The sequence below is a fragment of the Pseudomonas sp. C27(2019) genome, assembly GCF_008807395.1.
Taxonomy (GTDB): domain Bacteria; phylum Pseudomonadota; class Gammaproteobacteria; order Pseudomonadales; family Pseudomonadaceae; genus Denitrificimonas.
On the sequence record NZ_CP043320.1, the window covers coordinates 580,885 to 603,160 of the forward strand.

Annotated in this window: 14 protein-coding genes and 1 pseudogene; all 15 read left to right on the forward strand. The window is 44.5% G+C overall.

Features of this window, described 5'->3' with window-relative positions; translation table 11 throughout:
• The first annotated feature begins 139 nt into the window (after window positions 1–139).
• Complete coding sequence (gene csrA / locus FXF61_RS02750; RefSeq protein ID WP_151183834.1) at window positions 140–325, forward strand: carbon storage regulator CsrA; 186 nt, start codon at window positions 140–142, stop codon at window positions 323–325.
• Between the two features lie 344 nt (window positions 326–669).
• On the forward strand, window positions 670–1,239 hold the full coding sequence (locus tag FXF61_RS02755) for a hypothetical protein (protein WP_178087246.1): 570 nt from the start codon (window positions 670–672) through the stop codon (window positions 1,237–1,239).
• 137 nt (window positions 1,240–1,376) lie between these two features.
• Window positions 1,377–2,243 carry a 3'-5' exonuclease gene (locus tag FXF61_RS02760; protein ID WP_151183836.1) on the forward strand — a complete coding sequence of 289 codons (867 nt, stop codon included), beginning with the start codon at window positions 1,377–1,379 and terminating at the stop codon, window positions 2,241–2,243.
• Between the two features lie 119 nt (window positions 2,244–2,362).
• Window positions 2,363–3,121: a type IV toxin-antitoxin system AbiEi family antitoxin domain-containing protein gene (locus FXF61_RS02765; protein ID WP_151183837.1), complete on the forward strand. Its 759-nt coding sequence runs from the start codon at window positions 2,363–2,365 to the stop codon at window positions 3,119–3,121.
• Window positions 3,122–3,128: 7 nt separating this feature from the next.
• Window positions 3,129–4,028, forward strand: a complete 900-nt coding sequence (locus tag FXF61_RS02770; RefSeq protein ID WP_256663480.1) for a nucleotidyl transferase AbiEii/AbiGii toxin family protein — start codon at window positions 3,129–3,131, stop codon at window positions 4,026–4,028.
• A 198-nt stretch (window positions 4,029–4,226) separates the two neighbouring features.
• A pseudogene (locus FXF61_RS02775) lies at window positions 4,227–5,379 on the forward strand (IS3 family transposase).
• A 108-nt stretch (window positions 5,380–5,487) separates the two neighbouring features.
• Complete coding sequence (locus FXF61_RS14850) at window positions 5,488–5,640, forward strand: hypothetical protein (protein WP_178087247.1); 153 nt, start codon at window positions 5,488–5,490, stop codon at window positions 5,638–5,640.
• Window positions 5,641–5,648: 8 nt separating this feature from the next.
• Complete coding sequence (locus FXF61_RS02780; protein ID WP_151183838.1) at window positions 5,649–6,665, forward strand: TraI domain-containing protein; 1,017 nt, start codon at window positions 5,649–5,651, stop codon at window positions 6,663–6,665.
• Window positions 6,666–6,864: 199 nt separating this feature from the next.
• Complete coding sequence (locus FXF61_RS02785) at window positions 6,865–7,482, forward strand: DUF1819 family protein (protein ID WP_151183839.1); 618 nt, start codon at window positions 6,865–6,867, stop codon at window positions 7,480–7,482.
• Window positions 7,479–8,090 carry a DUF1788 domain-containing protein gene (locus FXF61_RS02790; RefSeq protein ID WP_151183840.1) on the forward strand — a complete coding sequence of 204 codons (612 nt, stop codon included), beginning with the start codon at window positions 7,479–7,481 and terminating at the stop codon, window positions 8,088–8,090. The genes FXF61_RS02785 and FXF61_RS02790 overlap by 4 nt, the downstream gene beginning before the upstream one ends.
• Before the next feature lie 14 nt (window positions 8,091–8,104).
• Window positions 8,105–11,650 carry a BREX system P-loop protein BrxC gene (gene brxC, locus FXF61_RS02795; protein WP_151183841.1) on the forward strand — a complete coding sequence of 1,182 codons (3,546 nt, stop codon included), beginning with the start codon at window positions 8,105–8,107 and terminating at the stop codon, window positions 11,648–11,650.
• A gap of 16 nt (window positions 11,651–11,666) precedes the next feature.
• Entirely contained in the window at window positions 11,667–15,152 is a 3,486-nt protein-coding gene (gene pglX / locus FXF61_RS02800) for a BREX-1 system adenine-specific DNA-methyltransferase PglX (protein WP_151183842.1), read from the forward strand.
• A gap of 3 nt (window positions 15,153–15,155) precedes the next feature.
• A complete protein-coding gene (gene pglZ, locus FXF61_RS02805; RefSeq protein ID WP_151183843.1) occupies window positions 15,156–17,657 on the forward strand; it encodes a BREX-1 system phosphatase PglZ type A in 2,502 nt (833 codons plus the stop codon).
• 10 nt (window positions 17,658–17,667) lie between these two features.
• On the forward strand, window positions 17,668–19,743 hold the full coding sequence (gene brxL, locus FXF61_RS02810; protein ID WP_151183844.1) for a BREX system Lon protease-like protein BrxL: 2,076 nt from the start codon (window positions 17,668–17,670) through the stop codon (window positions 19,741–19,743).
• 66 nt (window positions 19,744–19,809) lie between these two features.
• Window positions 19,810–22,233, forward strand: a complete 2,424-nt coding sequence (locus tag FXF61_RS02815) for an McrB family protein (RefSeq protein ID WP_151183845.1) — start codon at window positions 19,810–19,812, stop codon at window positions 22,231–22,233.
• Window positions 22,234–22,276 lie beyond the last annotated feature (43 nt).

A 22,276-nucleotide genomic window follows, 5' to 3' on the forward strand; every position in this document is an offset into this window, starting at 1 on the left:
ACCTGTAATGTTGTGCCTCGTGGCAGCTCATGCAGCATAATATTCTGTGGGGTTTCACATCTTGGGTGTCGGAATTTCAATGAAATACTGCTAACCTGTTTTTCGTTCAAATTGTCAGCATTTATAAAAGGAGTTACATATGCTTGTTTTGACTAGACGTGTTGGTGAAACATTAAACATCGGTGATGAAGTCACGTTGACGGTATTGGGTATTAATGGCAATCAGGTGCGTATTGGCACTGCTGCGCCTAAGGATATTGCAGTTCATCGTGAAGAAGTTTACCGCCGTATCCAGATGGAATCTGTGCAGGATAAACCTGAGTAAATATAGGTTTTATTGCCAGTTTGACGTCAAGCATCTTATCCACAAAATGCGTGGATAAGATGCTGCATTAAAGGCTGTAGAGCAATCAGGTCGTGGCTTTTGTATATGTGGTTGAAAAACATACAGACCGACCTTGGCTCTTTAGCTTTAAAACTTTTTAGCTAACAGCCCCCAGCAGTATCCCCTCTTTTAGAACACTCCAATCGGTTCATAAACAGCGAAGCTTTAAAGCTGCTGCACTTGCGCGAAAAAATATCTGAGTATCATAGGACTTAACAGCTGTGCGCTGGATTGAGCTTAACGCGGAGCACAGTAAGTTTTTACTTTGTTAAGTGAGGTTTTAAATGATGTTGAAATTCCTAATGAATGCGTTCTCTCCACTACAGGTCTGGCGTAATGCTCGGGTGTTGCTTGACTTAAAAAAGCCACTTTTATTTACAGTTTACCTCGTTGGTTTGCCTGTGAGATTCATGGCTCTTGAGTCATTTGCAGTATTCGTTATTGAGCCACTGCAGCGCATATACTTTCCACAACTGCCTGCCTTTTTAGGGGTAGTGCTAGGGGTTGTCTTAATTGTTCTGGCGGTGCTTTTTTTAAAGCACTGGTTCTCAGGCTTTGTTTTTATTGCTCTTACGGTGGCTGCGTTTCCAGCATTGATTGCCGTAGGAATGATGGCTCTGCCTGCAGATACGCAGGTGAGTATATTGTCTGGGTTTGCGGTTCTTGTATGTGCCTATTTGAGCTTGCCAATATTTTTACAGTTTTCGTTTATTCATCAACTGGCAGTAAGAGTGCCTAAGCAGCGTAAAGAGATTTCTTACAGCGCAAGTGATGACCTTCGTGACTCGTTTTTTGACCTTGGTTGTGACTCTAGCGGTGGGCAATCTTATTACAATTGGAATAGTGACCACTGAGTAATGCTGCTATTTACCCTGATACTCCAGATTCTGATGATTATTTAGGGCGCGACAAAAAGTGTCGCTTACCTGTCAAATACTGATCCTATAAAGACGTTCTACTGCTTCTAGGCTCAATCAATGTGAGGTATTTAATGTTCGACATCACTCGTTTTACAGAAATCCAAGCCAATCCATCGCGCTTTCGTCTCTTAGAACAGATTCCATTTTCTGTCGAAGATCACTATCCAATCAAGCTGCGCGAGACTGTAGGCGATGAACTTGCCTTGGCCTTGTTGGACTTTGAAACGACCGGCTTTACGGCGGGTAATGATGAGGTGATTGAGATTGGCTTGGTGCAAGTGGCCTACAGTCCAAGTTTAGAGAGAATTACTGAGATCATCGAAATCACCAGCCAGCTGGAATGTCCTAAGCAAACAATCAGTGAGCTGATTACCAGTATTACCGGTATCAGTAACGAAATGGTTGCCGGCACACGGATTGATGGTGCTCATGTAGCGCGTATCGTTAACAGTTCCAATGTACTTATCGCACATAACGCCCAGTTTGACCGTGCGTTCTTTGATATTCGCTTCCCGGAAATGGCCAATAAGGTTTGGGCGTGCAGCGTTAAGGATATTGATTGGCGTGCACATGGTTTTGAAAGCGCAAAGCTCGAATACCTGCTGCTCAAAAACGGTTACTTCTATGATGGCCACCGCGCTGCAACGGATTGTTTGGCCATGGTGCAGTTATTTGAAAGTGTACCAAATGCACTACCAGAGCTTTTAGCTAATGCACAGAAAGCCAGCTTTAAGATTCTCGCCAAAGGTGTTTCCTATGCTGACCGTGAAGTGGTGAAGAAACGCGGCTATCGCTGGGATGCAGCAAATCGTCACTGGTATACGATTGTGTCTGAGGATGAGTATGCTGAAGAAACAGTGTTTTTGAATGCGTTATGTGGTACTGCAGCAGCTAAGAATGTGTTTGAAAAGATCAGCTTGACCTCACGCTATATGTAAGTAATTACAGTCTTAATGCTAGGTTACTTAAGCACACAATGTTGATCTGTAAAGACCTGGTTTGCAAGATGCGATTTTTACGGCTATAAATGCCGTAAATAAGCCTAATGGTAAACCAGATGCTTCCTATTACTGAAAATACAGAGCTTTTACCCTATGGTCAGCTGGCCACCCGGCAGTGGTTGCTTACGCAAGGTGTTGAGGTTTATCAAATCGACAATTCGCTGAAAAGCAGAAAGTTCGAAAGCTTGGCGCGTGGCGTAGTGGCAAGACCCGGCGTGCCTGTGGAATGGCAGGGCGTGTTGGCCTCGCTTTATCGTATGTTTGAATGCCCTGTCTATGTGGGTGGTGCTAGTGCTTTAGCTCAGCATGGCTTGGCTCACTATATTCAGCTGCAAACGGTGGTCGATATCTATGCTGCACAGCCTGCACCCAGTTGGATCAGCAAGCTTTCATGCAATGTAGAGTTTCGTTGGCATACAACAGTGCAAATATGGGATGCGGAAAAATTGCTCGTAGCAAATAGCTTAAAATTGGTGCCACTCCATCAGGGTTGCTGGTTACTGGCTTCGCCTGAGCAAGCGTACCTAGAACTATTAGCTAAGGTGCCGAGTGCTATCAGTTTTGAGCAAGCAGACAATATCATGCAAAGCTTGGTCAATCTGTCACCACGACGACTGGATGTACTATTACATGCCTGCAAGCATGTACTGGCTAAGCGGTTGTTTTTCTTCTTTGCTGACCGTTATCAGCATGCTTGGCGCAATAAGCTCCAACCTAAAAGTTATGATTTGGGAGCAGGTAAACGCTCAGTCATAAAGGGTGGAAACTTTAATAAAGCGTATCAGATCACTGTACCCGAGGCTTTTAGTGGATAGAAATAGTTTGTTTTATGCGCAAGTGCAGCTGTTGCTTCGTGTGCTTCCGTTCGTCGCTCAAGAGCCTTGCTTTGCCCTTAAAGGTGGTACGGCAATCAATTTATTTGTACGTGAGTTTCCGCGCCTATCTGTAGACATCGATTTGGTTTTCTTGCCCAGTACAACCAGACAGCAAGCGCTTGAAAGCATTAAACAAGCACTGGATAGAATTAGTTTAAACCTATCGCAAAGCTTTGTAGGAACGCGGGTCACTAAAAGCTATCAAGAAAAAGCTGACGCATTAAGACTAACGGTGCAGCAAAGTGGTGTTTCTATTCAAATAGAGCTGTCACCTGTTTTGCGCGGCACTGTGTTCCCTGTACAGACGTTAAGTGTTTGTGAGTCTGTTGAAGATGAGTTTGGTTTTGCTGAAATACAGGTTGTTTCTCTTGCCGATTTATACGCAGGGAAGCTGTGTGCAGCATTTGATCGACAGCATCCCCGTGATTTTTTTGACGTTCTGTTACTACTTGAAAATGAAGGGATTACTGAACAGGTTCGTCAGGCTTTTCTTGCGTACTTGTTTAGCCACCCACGGCCCTTGGAAGAATTACTTGCCCCAAGATGGAAAGATATTCAAAACCAATATCTAGGTGAGTTTTCTGGCATGACCAGACGAAGTGTCACGATTGAAGAGTTAGAACAAGCCGCAGTTACAGCGCACCGATTAATCTTAAACGGACTCACAGATAGCGAGAAAGAGCTTGTCATTAGTGTTTATAGCGGTGAACCACAGTGGGAGAACTCACCCATTGGACACATCCAGCATTTACCCGCTGTAAATTGGAAGCTACTCAATATAGCTAAGATGCCCAAAGAAAAACGCGAAGCGTCACAACAAGCGTTAAGGAGAGTGTTAGGTCTATAGTGATGGCGTGCACATGGCTTTGAAAGTGCAAAGCTAGAGTATTTACTGACGCTGGACACGCTATGAGTATTTTAATGAGGATAAGCATCGATCTGCGCATAGAAATAACTCTATGCGACTCTTGGTAAGCTATGATAAGGCCTGACTAACCCCGACACTTTTTATGGTAAAAAGATAAACAACCATAAGGGGTTAAACATGAGCAAAGGCTACCGTTATTCAGATGAGTTTAAGCAAGAAGCTGTCAACCAAGTGACCGTCCATGGTTATGCTGTTGTAGACGTTGCTACGCGCTTAGGCATCAGCGATAAGACGCTGTACAACTGGATTAAGATCTTTTCCAAACCGGTTAAAAAACGACTGGAAGATAATGATTTACAAACAGAAATCGCCCGTTTAAAGCGCGAACTGAAGCGTGTTGAGCAAGAGCGCAACATCTTAAAGGAGGCCGCCGTGTTCTTTGCCAGCGAGTCAAAGAACGGTACGCGTTCATAAAATCTCGTCGCCACCGTTATCCTGTGCGCTTGCTTTGCCACGTGATGCGTGTTCTCACAGCAGCTATTACGCTTGGGTTAAAGCGCCAGAGAGCAAGCGGTGCAAGGATGATCAGCGCTTATTGCCTCTGGTTAAACACTATTGGCTGGCAAGCGGTGGACACTATGGCTATCGCAACATCCATCTTGATCTTGCTGAGGCTGGTATCAAATGTGGGCGCGATCGAACACTGAGATTAATGCGATTGGCGCAGATTTGTGCGCAACGCGGCTATAAAAGACCTAAAGGTTATTATAGTGGTAAGCCTGATATCACAGCGCCCAACACGCTCGACCGTGCTTTTAATGTGTCTGCACCAAACCAGTGGTGGGTCAGCGATATCACCTACATTCACACCCAGGAAGGCTTCTTGTTCTTAGCGGTGGTCATGGACTTGTTCGCACGCAGCATTGTTGGCTGGTCGATGTCTGAGCGGATGACTGACACTCTGGTTCAAGATGCTTTAATGGCTGCTTATTGGCGCCGTAAACCAGAAGGCACTGTGCGACTGCATTCGGATCAAGGCTCTCAATACAGCAGCCGTGATTTTAGGACGTTGCTCAGCTCACTTAATATGGAAGCCAGCATGAGCCGCAGAGGCAATTGTTGGGATAATGCCGTTGCTGAAAGCTTCTTTGGCAACCTTAAAAAAGAAAAAATACGCCGCCATAAGTACAAAACACGGGAAGAAGCAAAGCGGGCTATATTTCATTACATCGAGATGTTTTACAATCCAAAACGCAGGCACACGCACAATCAGCGGGTGTCACCAATGAACTATGAAAAGCAGTATTTTATGAATCAAAAAAGTGTCTGAGAAAGTCAGGCTTTATCACTATTTGCCTTTTTATGTAACTTAACGATGCCTGTAATATGCCAAGCATGAGCGAATCTACATCCTCAAATTTAATTGAGGATGTAGAAAATGTTCAAAAAATCGATTTTCAGAATCAAAAATGACCAGTTTTACTATCGCGGGCATCCCTACCTGCTAGCAGCAGGCTTACCTGAGGGTATTCCAGCATTTCCTGCTGAGTTGATTTTTCAACACAAGCCTATCAAGAAAAAATCATCTTGATACGAGGTATGTATCCGCAGCAAGCCCCCGACTTTGATCAGCAGATTATGCCAATTATCAAAACAGTTGTGCGTCACATGCACCTGCTTCCGGCTACAGAATCACATCACCATGCTGAGTGTATGGGGCTATTGACACATAGTCTTGACGTGGCATATCGAGCGCTGATAAGGGCAAAAACTAAAACTTGGGATGACGAACTTGAGGTCCAATGGCAAGTTGCAGCTATGCTAGCAGGGCTCTTGAGCGATATAGGAGTTCCATATGAGAATTTATGGGTTCAGCGTAGTAGCGATGGTCAGCGGTGGGAGCGCAAGGAGCCCCTTTCTGATTGGCTAAGCGATAGCGCAATCCATAGCTATCATCTGAGCTGGAAAGTAGGTCGAGTAATGACGCACAAGCAGCTAGCCCTATCTTTACCGCTGGCAAAAGCAATAATTAGCCCAGAGCTGCAAAGTTTTCTAGCACCGGTTTGGAAGGTGTTTTGTGTCGCACTGGGTGTGCAGGGTTCAAAGAGTCAAAATAAGCTACAAAAAATCCTGAACCAAGCAAATTTGAGCAGTGTAACCTGCAGTATAGCCGCTTCCTGTGACGCAGCTCTCTCTCGAGGGAGTATGCCCCCAGCATGGTTTCAGTATCTATTCATTATAGAGTCGCTTGTGCGATCAGATATTTTGACCGTAAATTTGCCAGATTCAGTTGTTTTCATCACCAGTGAACTTGGAGTTATGTTGGATTTATACAAGATTTCGCAGTTGAGCAAAGAAGGGGGGGTCCCCGCTCAATATTCACAGCAACTGCGATCTTCTAGGCAGGTGCGTCAAGCTTTAGCAGATATGGACAAGCTGATACCGCGGCAGAAGCCGTGCGGTAAACTTGTGGATTACTGGAATATCAATTTACAACTCGAAGTTGATGGCGAGCAGGTCACAGTGAAGCGCAAAGTAGTCCGTCTCAGTGGAGTTGCACAGAGAATGTTTTCAGTAGACATGCCTAAACCTGTAAAAGTGGAAATTAACGCATAACGAATAAGAGATAAACCATGCTAGCTTGCCGCAAGCGACAAGCTAGCTTTAGCTTTTTAAGCATCTACCAGTTAGAATGCTGCCTCTTTAAAGTATTGAGCCTATATACCTTTTTAGGCATATTAAATTAAAGACCTCTTCCCTGGCAGGCCATAAGCAGCCATATCAGCCACATCTTTTAAGCACAGTCAAATCACCCATGGCCAACTCTAAAAAATACCGAATGTCTTTCACAACAGGCAGTCTATTGCACTTGGAATCGGTGCGGCTGGCTGAGTTGTATGTGGAAATAGGTTGCTGGAAGGAAGTATCTGCTCAGGCGCTTGAGAGTAATTTGCTGCAAAGCCGAACGCAACGAACACTCAAGAAAATCTGTCGTGAAGTTGTTGCAAGGCTGAAGCATTTATCTGCTGAAGAGCTTGAGTTTTTGATCGCTAGTGACCGTCAAGACCAGGGTTATACACTCTGGCTTGCTGTTTGCCGCCATTACCGTTTCATTGGTGATTTTGCGATAGAAGTATTGCATGAGCGATTTATCAGCCTCAAGGGTGATGTGCAGTATGAGGATTACGAGACGTTCTTTAATCGTAAAGCTCAGTGGCATGATGAACTCGATGTCTTGAGTAAGCTTACGCAGAACAAGCTTAGGCAGGTATTATTTAAAATGTTGCGCGACGCTGGCTTATTGGCATCAAATAGCACCATAATCCCTGCATTTCCAAGCAGTAAGCTTATCAAGTTGATAGTCAGGGGTAATCCTGCACAGTTGCAATTTTTCCCTATTTTTGAATCCTATCTGATGAGACAGGCATTATGAGCCGTGATGTAAGTACGCAGCCGATCAAGCAAAGATTTGAGCATCTTTTGGCGGTGATTAGCAGTCCGCGATTTCTAAAGATGGAAGGCTTGAACAGCGAAGTTCCGTTTTTCATTTGCCCTTATGCACCATCTGAAGCAGTTGAAATGGAGCGTTTACAGCGACAGCTGATTAATTCACTAAGCCAGCAAGGTGTACAGGTGCTGGAGATCAATCTATATGACCTGTGCATCGAGTTGCTCAAAGAACGTGAGATTTGGGAGCAGGTGCTTGAAATAGAGCCAACTGTTAGCAAAGCTGAATTTAAGGAGCTGCTCCAGGGTGTGTTTGACCCAGAAGACAACCTGATTCCCGCCATATCAGTGAAAATAACCCAACAGCCATTTGATGTGATGTTCCTGACTGGTATTGGCGAGGTTTTTCCTTATATTCGCTCGCACAACGTACTGAATAATTTGCAGCGTGCGGCCAAAGACTGGCCCACACTCATGTTTTTCCCAGGTACCTACAGTCACTCAGCCGCAACCGGCACCTCGCTGGATTTGTTTGGCAAGCTGCATGATGACAAATACTATCGCGCCTACAACATTTACCACCGTGAACCATAATAGGAGGGATCCATATGTCACTCAGGAATATATTTACTCGCCCGCTTGAAACCACGATTGACGGCGTAATTAAAGCCGATGATGAAAGCAGCCTACGTCAGGAGTTGGAGGAATACGTTCTTACCAATGAGACCTCCAAGCGGTTGTCGGGTTTCCTTGACGCTTATAACGATTACCAGTCCGCCAATGGCGTATGGATTTCTGGTTTTTTCGGATCTGGTAAATCACACCTTTTGAAAATGCTCGCTTTGGTTCTGGAAAACCGTCAGGTTGATGATGCTCGAGCGCTTGATCTGTTTTTACCTAAGTGTGAAGACGATGCTCTACTAGCCGGAGCATTGAAAAAAGCGGTCTCGATTCCATCACAAAGCATTTTGTTTAACATCGATCAAAAAGCTGACATCATCAGCAAAAAAGAGCTCGATGCGTTGCTGGCAGTGTTTGCTAAAGTGTTTGACGAAATGTGTGGTTACTACGGTAAGCATGGTCATGTTGCACAGTTTGAACGCGATTTAGACAGTCGTAATCTTTATTCAAGCTTCAAACAGGCTTATCAAGATATTTCTGGAAAAGCTTGGGAAAAGGGTAGAGAGCAAGCCCTGCTGGAAGGTAACAACATAGCTAAAGCCTATAGCAAAGTTACTGGGGAAGATGATGCTATCGGAAAAAACATCCTCAGCCAGTATCGGGACCAATACACTTTGTCCATTGAGGATTTTGCTAATCAGGTCAAGCGCTACATTGATCAGCAAAAACAGATTTTAGGAACAAATGAGTTTCGTCTTAATTTCTTTGTTGACGAAGTAGGGCAGTACATCGCTGATAACACAAAGCTGATGACTAACCTGCAAACTGTTGCGGAAAGTCTAGCCACCAAGTGCAATGGTGAAGCTTGGATTATGGTTACCGCACAGGAAGAAATGAGCAGCGTCATTGGCGAGATGACTAAACAGCAGGGCGACGACTTTACTAAGATTCAGGCGCGTTTTGCCAACCGCTTAAAGCTCACCAGCGCGGACGTAGCCGAAGTTATTCAGAAACGTCTATTGACCAAAACTGAAGATGCAAGTGGGCAGTTAGCACTCTTGTACGACAAGCAATGCAATAACTTCAAAACTTTGTTTGATTTTTCGGATGGCTCGCACAGCTACCGAAACTTTCAGCATCAAGATCACTTTGTTAACTGCTACCCTTTTGTGCCGTATCAATTTGATCTGTTCCAGGCATCTATTCAGGGTTTGTCCTTGCATAACGCTTTTGAAGGCCGCCATAGCTCAGTGGGTGAGCGCTCCATGCTGGGAGTTTTCCATCAGGTAATGAAAACCATTGCTGAGCACAAGCTAGGCGATCTGGCTACTTTTGACCTGATGTTTGAAGGCATTCGCGCTGCATTGAAAGCGCAAATTCAAAAAGCAATTTTCAGTGCTGAACGTAACTTAGATTCTGAGTTTGCCATTCGCTTGCTCAAGGCATTGTTTTTGGTTAAATACGTTAAAGAGTTCAAGCCAACAGTACACAACTTGTGCGTTTTAATGCTGCCCAGCTTTGAACAGCCTATCTCTAAGCTCAAAAACCAAGTCGAAGAAGCACTGGGATTGCTGGAACAGCAGACTTATATTCAGCGTAACGGTGAGCTTTATGAGTATCTGACCGATGAAGAAAAAGACATCGAGCAGGAAATTAAAAATACCGAAGTTGATAACAGTGATCTGACCAGTGAGTTGGAGCGCTTGGTGTTCGATTCTATTATCAACCAACGAAAAATACGCTACGACAGCAAAGATACCAACCTAGACTACCCATTCTCACGCAAGATTGATGACAAGCTGCAGGGGCGTGAATATGAGCTATCGATCAACATTATTACAGCGTTTCATGAGCATGCTGACAATATCAATATGCTGCGCAACTACTCAGTTTATAACACCGACGAGTTGTTGGTCATACTGCCCGCTGACGCTAGATTGATGATGGATTTGATGATGTACAAACGTACCGAAAAGTACATTCGTCAAAACATGACTCAGGGTAAGGATGACGTTGCACAGAGGGTCTTGACCAGCAAAGGGGAGCAGAACCGTACCCGGTATGCCGACTTGCTGCTGCGTTTGCAACTGCTAGTAGGTAAAGCCGATCTGATGATCGCTGGTGGTGAGGTTGAAGTTACCGCCAGTGACGCTAAAAGTCGTGTGATTCGTGCATTCCAAGAGTTGATTGGCAAGGTGTACTCCAACCTACCTATGTTGCGTGGCATTACTTACAGCGAAAGCGGTATCAGCGCATGCCTCGACACCAGCGATGGTCTATTTGGTGGCGATGCTACAAATCTGACTGAAGTTGAGCATGAGCTGCTGGCCCACATCAAAGGCAACCAACAAACCGGGGTGCGTACCACCATTAAAAATCTAGTCGAGCGTTTTGAGCGCAAGCCTTATGGTTGGTACCTTGCTGCAATTCAGTGCAACGTTGCTAAGCTCTGCGCCCGTGGCAAGCTGGAAGTACGCTCCGATAGTAATCTTCTCGAAGGCGATCAACTGGAGCGTGCTCTACGCAACACAGCAAGCTTTGCTAATATCATCCTAGAGCCGCAAGTCGAGTTCAGTCAGTCGCAGTTACGGAACCTTAAAGAGTTCTATGAGGACTTTTTTGACTCACCGCCCACCGCCAATGAAGCCAAAGCCTTGGGGCATGAAACCATTGGTCGCATCAAGGATATGATGCAAGAACTAGAAGTGCTGCAAGCTCAGAAAAACAGCTATCCCTTCTTAACTGCACTTCAACCAGTTATTGAGCAACTTAAAGAGTTAAGCAAAAAAACCTACAGTTGGTATCTGACTGATTTGTCCAAAAACGAAGATGCTCTCTATGACAGCAAGGAAAAGCTCATTGAGCCTATCCGCAAATTCATGAGTGGCTCGCAGCGGCAAATTTTTGATGATGCGCGCCAGTTTGTGCTGAGTGAGGAGCCCAACTTCACTTATCTGGACAGTGATGAAATACGTCAGCTAACGCACAGTTTACAGTCTGCAGATAGCTATAAAGGCAACACCATTCAGCAAATGAAAATCAGGCTGGATACCCTGAAAGCAGCGTTAGCTGACGCACTGTCACAAGTACGCCTTGATGCCCTGAAAGCGTTAGCGCAAATGCAAGAGCGTATGCAAAGCATGAGTGAGTATCAGGGTCTGCCAGAAGAGCGCCAGGCTGAGCTAAATCAGCCGTTTAGCATTTTAGTCGATCATATTAATAGTCAAAGACTGATTCCCGTAGTTAACGATAGATTGCGCAAATTTCAAGACGATAACTATCAGAAGATACTGGCTAAAATGGTTGATATGGCCACGCCTAAGCAAATAAAACCAGACAAGGACTATCCAGACGATGAGCCACCTGAGCCTCCTAAGATTCAAGAGCCTGCACCAGTACTTATGCGCAGCGTTCGAGTAAACGCTTATAACAAAGCTTGGCTAGCTACAGACAGTGATTTAGATGAATACCTTAACGCTCTGCGTGCCGAACTTGCCGAACATATTGGTCAAGGCAAAAAGGTCATGATTTAACTAGGGAAGCTCAGTAATGGATACCAGTAAACTTAAAACATTCGCATCACTTGCTCGTCGCACTTTAATGGAGCAAGTAAAAGCCAAGCTTAGCCTTGTGCTGGCTGTAGATAGCCCTGCTCAGCGTGAAGCCCCCAAGGCGCTTAAACAACTGCAAGAAGTCATTGCTCAAGATGGGCAAGAGCAGGTGATTGAGCGGGTAGCCTATATATGGTTCAACCGTATTTGTGCTTTACGGTTTATGGATGTGAATCGTTATACACGTATAGGTGTGGTTTCACCGGCAGAAGGCCAGTTTCAGCCAGAGATCTTAGCCGAAGCTAAAATGGGTCATATCGATGAAAGCCAAGTACCAGAAGCAACGCGACAGAAGATTTTTGCTTTACTCAATAATCAACAGCCCAGTGCAGATCCACAAGTAGAAGCCTATCGCTTGCTGTTAGTCGCTACATGTAATTACTGGAACGCGGCTATGCCGTTTTTATTCCAGCGTATTGACGATTATACCGAGCTGTTGATGCCGGACAACTTGCTTTCGGCTAACTCTATTTTGGCGCAAACCCGTGAAGCGATGACTGTAGAAGCCTGCGCTGATGTAGAGGTGATTGGCTGGCTGTACCAGTTTTATATTGCAGAAAAGAAAGACCAGGTATTTGAGGGGCTGAAGAAAAATAAAAAAGTTACTCCGGAAAATATTCCGGCAGCCACGCAACTCTTTACCCCAGGCTGGATCGTGCGGTACTTGGTAGAAAACTCTTTAGGACGCTTGTGGCTGCTCAATCGCCCAGACTCTAGCCTAGCGGAGCAGATGGATTACTACATCAAGCCTGAACAAGCAGAGGAAGATTTTTTACGTATCAGTAAGCCAGAAGAAATCAAGATTTGTGATCCAGCCTGTGGTTCCGGCCACATGCTGACTTATGCCTTTGATTTGCTGTATAGGATCTACGAAGAAGAGGGGTACGAGCCTGCCGATATCCCTGAGAAAATCCTTACTCACAACCTGTACGGCATCGAAATCGACGAGCGTGCAGGAGAGTTGGCTGCTTTTGCCCTGACCATGAAAGCGCGCGCTAAACAGCGCAGATTCTTTAGCAAGGGCGTTAAACCTAATATCTGTGTATTGGAAAACATTAATTTCAAAGAAGACGAACTGGATGAGTACATTGATTTTGTTGGTCGTGACCTTTTTACGGCCTCGTTAAAGACCACCTTACGCCAGTTCGAAGAGGCTGATAATTTTGGTTCTTTGATCCGTCCTGATAGCACTGACGTTGATGCCATTCTCCAAATTTTGGAGTTAAAAGATATCTCAGGACAATTGTTTCTCAATCAAACCCATCAAAAAGTACTGCAAGTACTAGAGCAAGCTAATTATCTCAGTCCAAAGTATCATGTAGTTGTTGCTAATCCACCATATATGGGTGGTAAAGGTATGAATGGGCGGCTAAGCAAATGGGCTGGAGATAATTATCCAAATAGCAAATCTGATCTATTCGCTATGTTTATTGAACGTAGCCTTGACTTGGCTCTGAAGTCTGGATCAGTAGCTATGATTACTATGCAAAGCTGGATGTTTCTCACATCTTTTGAAAAATTAAGGCTAAAGATGCTTACCGAGATAAATATCTTGAGCATGGCACATCTTGGAGAGCGTGCCTTTGACACAATCGGCGGAGTTGTTGTGTCTACAACAGCATTCGTTTTAAAAAACTCTAATGATTTTGTCATTAATGGCGACTATTTACGTTTAATTGATGGTAACTCTGAGTTTGAAAAATCAAAAATGACTATTGAGGCTATTAAAGGCCGCAGAAATAGCTGTAATTTTTTTAATGCATCATCAAGTGATTTTAAAAAAATACCTGAATCTCCGATTGCTTATTGGTTATCTAAGAAAGTCAGAGAAGCATTTGTTTTTCCAAAAGTTAGCGAATATTTTGATGTCAAAGAGGGGCTTGGAACTAGGGATGACTCACGGTTTCTAAGATGCTTTTGGGAGGTTAGTTACTCTCAAATAAGGCTAAGCTCTGACGGTGAAGAAAAATGGGTGCCAACAGATAAAGCAGGAGGCTTTAGGAAATGGTTTGGTAGCAATGAGACTGTTATGAATTGGGAAGGTGATGGGCATGAGATTAGAAATTTTGAAAAGTCTGTACCGAGAAACACTCAGTATTTTTTTAAAGATGCTGTAGCTTGGGGGAAAGTAGCAACAGGCCGTCCATCATTTAGACTCCGTACAAACCAGTTTGCTTTTGTTGATGCCGCACCGTCAGCATTTGGAGACAATCTGCACCTGCTTTTGGCCTCTTTAAATAGTTGCGCCATTGCTCAACTACTTAAAATCCAAGGAAGTACAGTAAACGTTACTGTAGGAACCGCTAAAAACCTACCATACATCAAGGAGATTAAAGAAGGGGTATCAGCTGATTGTGTATCTATAGCAAAACAAGATTGGGATTCCTATGAAAGCTCATGGGGTTTTACTGGTTTACCTATACTTAATATCAACTTACGCGAACCAACATTAGAAGCTAGTTATAAAAAGCTTCGAAGCAATTGGCAAGACATTACGTTAAAGATGCAACGGTTGGAGGAAGAAAATAATAGAGTTTTCATAGATGCTTATAACCTGATAGATGAACTTACCCCTGAAGTATCTCTTAATGAAGTCACACTGACTTGCAATCCGAGCTATCGCTATGGCGGTAAAAAAAGCAAAGAGGAACTAGAGACTCTGTTAATTGCTGATACCATGCGTGAGCTTATTTCTTATGCCGTAGGCTGCATGTTTGGTCGCTATAGTCTGGATAAAGAAGGTTTAGTGCTGGCTAATCAAGGTGATACTGCGCAAACCTATTACGCGCAAATCCCAGAACCAAGCTTCAAGCCAGATGAGGATAACGTTATCCCTATGCTTGACGGCGACTGGTTCACTGATGATGTGGTTGAACGTTTCAAAGAGTTTCTCAAAGTTACCTTCGGTACCGAACATTACGATGACAACTTAGCCTTTATCGAAACAGCGCTAAACGTCAAAGGCAGCCGCAACTACAGTATTCGTGATTACTTCCTTAAAGAGTTTTACGCTGACCACTGGCGACGTTATAAGAAACGCCCCATTTATTGGCTATTCTCCAGCCCTAAGGGCAGCTTTAATGCGTTGATTTACATGCACCGCTACCGCTCGGATACAGTGAGCGTAGTGCTTAACGACTACCTGCGTAAATACCGCGACAAGCTTATTGCTCAGAAGGCGCACTTGGAGGCAGTAAGCAACAGTGCCAGCAGCAGCCAAAGTGATAAAACCAAGGCGCTAAAAGAAATTGAGCGGATCAATAAGGTGTTAATTGAGCTGGATGAATACGAGCGCGACACTCTGTACCCGCTAGCTACAGAGCAGGTCGAGATTGATTTGGACGATGGCGTAAAAGTTAACTACCCTAAACTCGGTGCAGCTCTGAAAACTATCCCAGGTCTAGCCGCAAAGGATTCTGATTAAAGCATGACAAGTAATCGCATTCAGCAGTCGCTCGCTAACCTTTTTGGCAAGCATCGTATTCTTTTCTGGTATGACAGCAAACAAGAGCTGCGCGAGGAGTATGAGGCTTTAGCCCTGCCGAGCGTGGAAAAGATCGAGCTGTGCAATAACGAATACGCTGTAAAGCATCGTATTTTGCGTGAGCAGCCGACACAGAAGTTTTTGCTTTATAGTCACGGTCCACAACCCGACGCTCTTGATAACTGGTTGCTGGATGTGCAACTGGCACATGGAGAGTTTCGCACCGATCAGACGGCAATTTGGTTGGCAGACTTGGAGTTGGGCTTAGAATTTGCTGATCTAGTCAATCAGCACATCGAGTTTTTCCAAGCTAGCGTGCGCAAGAATGCTTTGAAAAAGCTGCTGGCCAACGACGATACGCCCAGCATGGTGCGTATGAAAATACTCGCTGTCTGTGCCGGTAGTGAGCCAAGACTGGATTCGATACTGGAACACCTGCTGGAAGAGTTAGTCGATGGCTGTGAAGACAGTATCAATCTAATTGAGCGTAGCGCCCTGAATGCATTTCTGTGGCAGCAAATGTCACGTTATTACGGTTATCAGTCTACCGACCCGAGCATTCGAGATTTTGTAATAGAGTTATTTAAGTCGTGCTATGCAATGGGTACTGATGGCACTGTGCAACTGAGCAATGATGCGCTGGTATTTCTTAAACGCTGGAAAGACAGCCGCAGTTTTACCAAAGGTTTTGAGTATTGGTCCAACCAGTGCGCTGAAGTTTTGGGGGTGGAGCAAGATTTAGCCAAACGCGATTTCCGTAAGCTGGTTGAGCTGGATTATTTCGAGCTGATTGACCGCAAGATAATTAGCGACTTGGTTCGTGAGGTAGTAGCTCGCACAGTTTCTACCGGTGATGTCATTCTTTGGATACGTCAACGCCGTCAGGGCTATTGGTACAATCGTTACCAAGATCTATACGAGGCTATTGAGTATGCCGCTCTGTTTATTCAACAGTTGGCTGAAACCAGCCTTGGAAGTCAGAGCTTAAGTAAGGCAGTACAGCTCTACAGTACAAAGTGGTTCAAGCTGGATCAGTTGTACCGCAAGTACGTATTCCATGCCCGTAAGTCCGGTCAGATTTCCTTGATGGGACCGTTGCTTGAGCAGGTGGAGAATCTGTACACCAACAATTACTTGCTCAAACTTGGGGATGACTTCCAAGGTTTTGTTGATGGCATTAGCCTATGGGAGGCGTTGCCAGTACGCCGACAGAACCAGTTTTTTGATCACTATGTGCAGCCATATTTGCGTCGAGAACAGCGTGTATGTGTAATCGTTTCTGATGCGATGCGCTATGAAATTGGTGACGAACTGCTCAGTTTAATCAACCAAGAAGACCGCTACAGCGCTGAACTAGAACCAATGTTGTCCATGCTGCCCAGTTACACTCAGCTAGGCATGGCAGCGCTGCTGCCTAATACGAGCTTACAGATTGCAGATAATGAAACTGCAACCGTTCTGGTCGATGGGCAAAGCAGTATGGGTACGGACAATCGCAATAAGATTTTGAAGAAAGCGCTGAATGACCGGGGTGAAGCCATAACGGCAGACAAACTGTTGAACATGAATCAGATTGAGAGTCGTGAGCTGCTCAAGCGCAATGATGTGATTTATATTTATCACAATCGTATTGATCACACTGGCGATAAAATGCACTCTGAAGGCGAAGCGTTTGAAGCAGCAGAACAGACTTTGCAAGACTTGCTGCGCTTAGTTAAAAAACTGGTTGGGGCTAATGCCAGCAGTATTTTAATTACTGCAGACCATGGTTTTATCTATCAAGATAGAGCCATTGATGAAAGTGACTTTGCTGTTGCTGATGTGCAGGGGGAGCAAATCCTATATCGTGACCGCCGCTTTGTGTTGGGTAAAGGCTTGAAACCGCATGCCAGTTTACACTCACTCAGCCCTGAGCAACTGGCGCTAGAAGGCGAAGTGCAGGTTCAGTTACCTAAGTCGATTAACCGTTTGCGTCTAAAAGGTTCCGGCAGCCGTTTTGTTCATGGTGGAGCGACACTTCAGGAAGTAGTGGTGCCAGTATTACGCGTTAGCAAAGCGCGTCAGAGTGATGTCAGTAGGGTAGAGGTGGATATCTTGGGCAGTGCCAGCTCGGTGATTACTTCAAGTCAACTGGGTATCGCGCTGTATCAGAAAGAACCGGTAACGGACAAAGTCCAATCATTGCAATTACGTGCAGGGATTTACACTCAGGATGGCGAGCTGATCTCGGATTGTCATGAACTAACATTTGACTTTACATCAACCAACTCTCGCGAGCGTGAACTGCAGGTGCGCTTCCTGCTGAGTGCTGAATCGGACAAAGCTAATGGGCAGGAAGTGATACTCCGACTTGAGGAAAAACACGCTGGTACCACCCATTACCAGATCTACAAAACCCGCAGCTATACACTGCGCCGCTCCTTTACTGGCGACTTTGATTTTTAGGTGATGACCTGTGACGACACTGGATGACAAGATCAATACCCACTTTGCTGGGCTAGTGGTACGCAAGGATCTAGTAAAGACTGTCAAAGGCAATGCTATTGTGCCGACCTATGTGTTGGAGTATTTGCTAGGTCAGTATTGCGCAACCAATGATGAGGCCAGTATCCAGACCGGTATCGACACGGTGAAAGAGATTCTTGCCAAACATTACGTACATCGTAATGAGGCAGGATTGATTCGTTCCAATATCCGCGAAAAAGGACGTTACAAGGTTATCGATAGGATCAGTGTGTCGCTCAATGACAAAGATGATGTCTATGAGGCTGAGTTTGCTAATCTGGGTATTAAAAAATTACTGGTCGATGCCGACACAATTAAGCGGCATCCTAAGTTGCTGGTTAGTGGTGTGTGGTGCATTGCCGATGTCGAATACGATCACAGTGAAGACAAACGGATTACGCCTTGGGTTTTATCTACGATTAAGCCCATTCAAATGTCGCACTTTGACCTTGAGGGTTATCTGCAGGCACGACAAGAATTCACACTAGACGAATGGATTGACCTGTTGATACAAAGCATGGGGTTTGATCCAGAGAAATTCGGCAAGCGTAGTAAATTGACGCAACTCACACGCTTAATTCCTTACTGTGAGCGTAACTACAACCTGATTGAGCTGGGTCCTAAGGGGACCGGTAAGTCGCATATCTACTCTGAATTCTCTCCGCACGGTATTCTTATCTCCGGTGGTGAAGTCACAGTACCTAAGCTGTTTGTAAATAACTCATCTGGAAAAATCGGCCTTGTTGGATATTGGGACTGCGTTGCGTTTGATGAGTTTGCCGGTAAGAAAAAGCGTACTGATAAAGCGCTTGTCGATATCATGAAAAACTACATGGCCAACAAGAGTTTCTCTCGCGGGGTAGAAACACTTGGCGCTGAAGCTTCCATGGCATTTGTTGGTAATACGCAACATACAGTGCCGTATATGCTCAAGCACACGCACTTGTTTGATGACTTGCCAGAAAACTTTCGCGACACTGCTTTTCTTGACCGTATGCACTTCTATATCCCCGGTTGGGAAGTAGACATTATTCGTGGCGAGATGTTTTCTGAAGGGTACGGCTTTGTAGTCGATTACTTAGCAGAAATCCTACGAGCGTTCCGCAATCAGGATTTTTCTGACCGCTACCAGCAGATGTTTACACTATCGAGCGACATCTCCACCCGTGACCGTGATGGTATCAACAAGACATTTTCTGGTTTGATGAAAATCCTTTTTCCGCATGGTGAGGCCAGCGAAGAAGAGATTGAGGAAATCCTCAAGTTCTCTATTGAAGGCCGTAAACGCGTCAAAGATCAGTTGATGCGTATGGATACGACTTATCCTGCTGTGTGCTTCAGTTATAGCGATATGCAGGGGCAGGAAGTGAGAGTTGCCACGTTAGAAGAATTGGAATACCCGAACCACTACCAGCAGAAGGTAGGGGATGTAGAGCCGCAGATGGCATTGCCGGACCAAGCCGTAGCTATAGAGCAGTCTGCATCATTACCGAGCGCGCCCAGCAGTACAGTTATTTCTACAGCAGAAAAAGCGCTTTTACAGGAACAACATCTAACGTTTCAAGAGAATCAGAAGGGCATCAGTTATGACGGTTTGTTTGGACCGTACCTTAAGGATGCACGTAGCCTGACCATCACTGATCCATATATACGACTGTTCTTTCAAGCACGGAACCTGATGGAATTGCTGGAAATTATCGCAAGAAATAAGCCTGCTGATGAAGAAGTCACTATCAATCTAGTTACCGTCGCAGATGAGTTTCGCCAAGAACAGCAAGAAGAGTGGTTCGAGAAAATCCAAGAATCAGCAGCCAGTATTGGCATTCTATTCACCTGGGAATTTGATCAGACCGGCACGCTGCACGCCCGGCACATCATTACCGACCATGGCTGGAAAATCTCATTAGATCGCGGCTTGGATATTTTCCAGCAGTACGATATGAATGATGCCTTTTCCTTTGCCAATCGAATGCAGCAATTCAGACTGTGCAAGGCATTTGAGGTGACGTTTATTAAGTGTTCGTAGGCTTATTACTTTCCGTGGCAGTGCATTGCTAGGCTGTAAATCTAAAAAATCAAGGAATGAAATATTATGTCTGCTTATCTACTTACGTTTAATCCCAAGCATTTCTCTAATAATCCAGAGAAAACACTGACTTATGCTGTCGGTGATAAAGACACTTGGACCTGCTATAGCAAACAACCTAAGTTAGGCGATACTGTGTACTTAATGCGCGTTGGAGTAGACCCTAAAGGAATTATTGCTAAAGGTACTGTGACCAAGGAAAGCTTTTTACAAGATCATTGGGCTGACGCTACTAAACAAATATCCACGATAGAGTTTACTGTCGACGAATTTAGACCAACCTGCGCTCAAGGCCTGCTTCCGCTGATGCTGCTTAACTTAGCCATTACGGACTACAACTGGTGTCCACAGCGATCAGGCTTGGAAATTGGTGAGGCTGAACATAGCAAACTCCAGCAACTCTGGGATAGCGGCCAATCAAAACATTCACTAACCCAGTATCTGACTTGGTACGTTGCTAACAAACTTAATACTAGGTGGTACAAGTCTTATAAAGAAACTTGCCAGCAAGTCGCTGACATAAAACGGGCTGGCACTATTAGCGATGGTGATCTACAAAACCTTTGGTACGACCGTAGTAATGGTGTCGCATCTGTTGGCCAAGGTGCTATGTACCGTAAAGATTTTGACAATAGCAGCGACTTTCTCAGGAAAATAACAAAAAAAATTTTTTCCTCGCCCACGGATGAAACCTATCAAAAAATAAAGCATGTTTGGCTTAAAGATGGCAGTTTTAGTCGTCGCTTACCTAGCGTTATACACCGTGTTTTTGCAGCTGTTGCTCCGGATCTTTATACAAGTATTGTTGGTGATACATATTTTATAGCTGTACTTAAAGCCCTTAAGACGCAGTACCAGATTGATATAGCAGAATCTGACTCTTGGGTTATCCAGAACAAAGAGCTATTAAATGCTGTTTCAAGTTTGACGCCTAGCGACATAGATATCTACCAGCGCAATATAGCACTGTGGAGTCTTCAGGATGATGTTGTTTCTAGCGAGAATTTACAACAAGTGCGCGAAGACAGTCAGGAGTATGCAGGCGCGGGCGTTAAAACATCGCGCCCACCAATAAATCAAATATTTTATGGTCCGCCGGGCACAGGTAAAACATTTAAGCTGCAGCAGTTATTTAAACAATACACAAGTGAGAAGCAAGGATTGACTCTTGAAGCTTTTCTAGCGGAAGAAATTGCACCGTTAACTTGGATGCAAGTTATTACTTTATGCATGCTTGATCTAGGTGGCAAAGCTAAAGTTGCACAACTAGTTGAGCATAAATACTTTAAAGCAAAAACCGAATTAAATGGACGTGACAAAGGGTTAGCTCAGACAGCTTGGGGTACCTTGCAATCTTTTACTGTTGCAGACTCAATAACAGTCAACACCAAAGAACGTAGGGAGCCGGCTGTTTTTGATAAAGACAGTGATTCCACATGGCGTTTGGTTGACGAGAAAAAAGAGCTTATAGAAGACTTAATAGCTTTACAGCAGACCTTAAAACAAGGCCCTCAGTCGCAAAAGCAGTTAAAGCGTTATGCTAGTGTGACCTTTCACCAGTCCTACGGCTATGAAGAGTTTATTGAGGGATTACGAGCGCAAACTGATGAAAGCGGTAGCCTGAATTACTCTGTAGAGCCAGGAGCCTTTTTAAAGCTTTGTCGTCTAGCCGAGCAAGACCCTTCAAATCAGTACGCTATTTTTATCGACGAAATTAATCGAGGAAACATCTCTAAGATATTTGGCGAACTTATTACCCTGATTGAGCCGGATAAACGTAGCGGTACTCAAAATTCCATTTCTATTAATCTTGCTTACAGCGGTAAATCTTTTAGCGTGCCAAGTAACGTCGATATCATTGGTACCATGAATACCGCCGACCGCTCATTAGCCTTGATTGATACAGCTTTACGTCGTCGCTTTGATTTTGTAGAAATGATGCCGAATCTTGATAGCTTAGGTGATGCTGACGTTAAAGGTATTCATCTGGCCAAGCTCTTGCAGAAGCTGAATGAGCGTATTGAAATACTCTATGACCGCGAGCATATGCTAGGTCATGCGTTTTTTATACCGATTATGGAAATTTTTGATGGTGGTGATGAAGATCTGGCTTTTCTTGAGTTACAAAAAGTTTTTCAAGGAAAAGTCATTCCTTTGTTACAAGAGTACTTTTTTGAAGATTGGCAAAAAATCCGTTTAGTACTCGGTGATAATCAGCGTGCAGAAGCTTCTCAGTTCGTAATCGAAGAAGAACTATCAGACAAAACTCTGACGCAGTTGTTTGGCAGTCAGCATGATCTAAATCGCTTTGGTGATATGCCCAAGCGCTACAGCTTAAAACCAAAAGATGACAGCGTTTGGACAAGCCCTGAAGCATATAAAAGTATTTATGCTCAACTCACTAGAAGTGAAGAGGCTGATGAGTCTTAGATGCAAACTCACCCTACAGTTTTTGAATATGGCCATTTGTGTG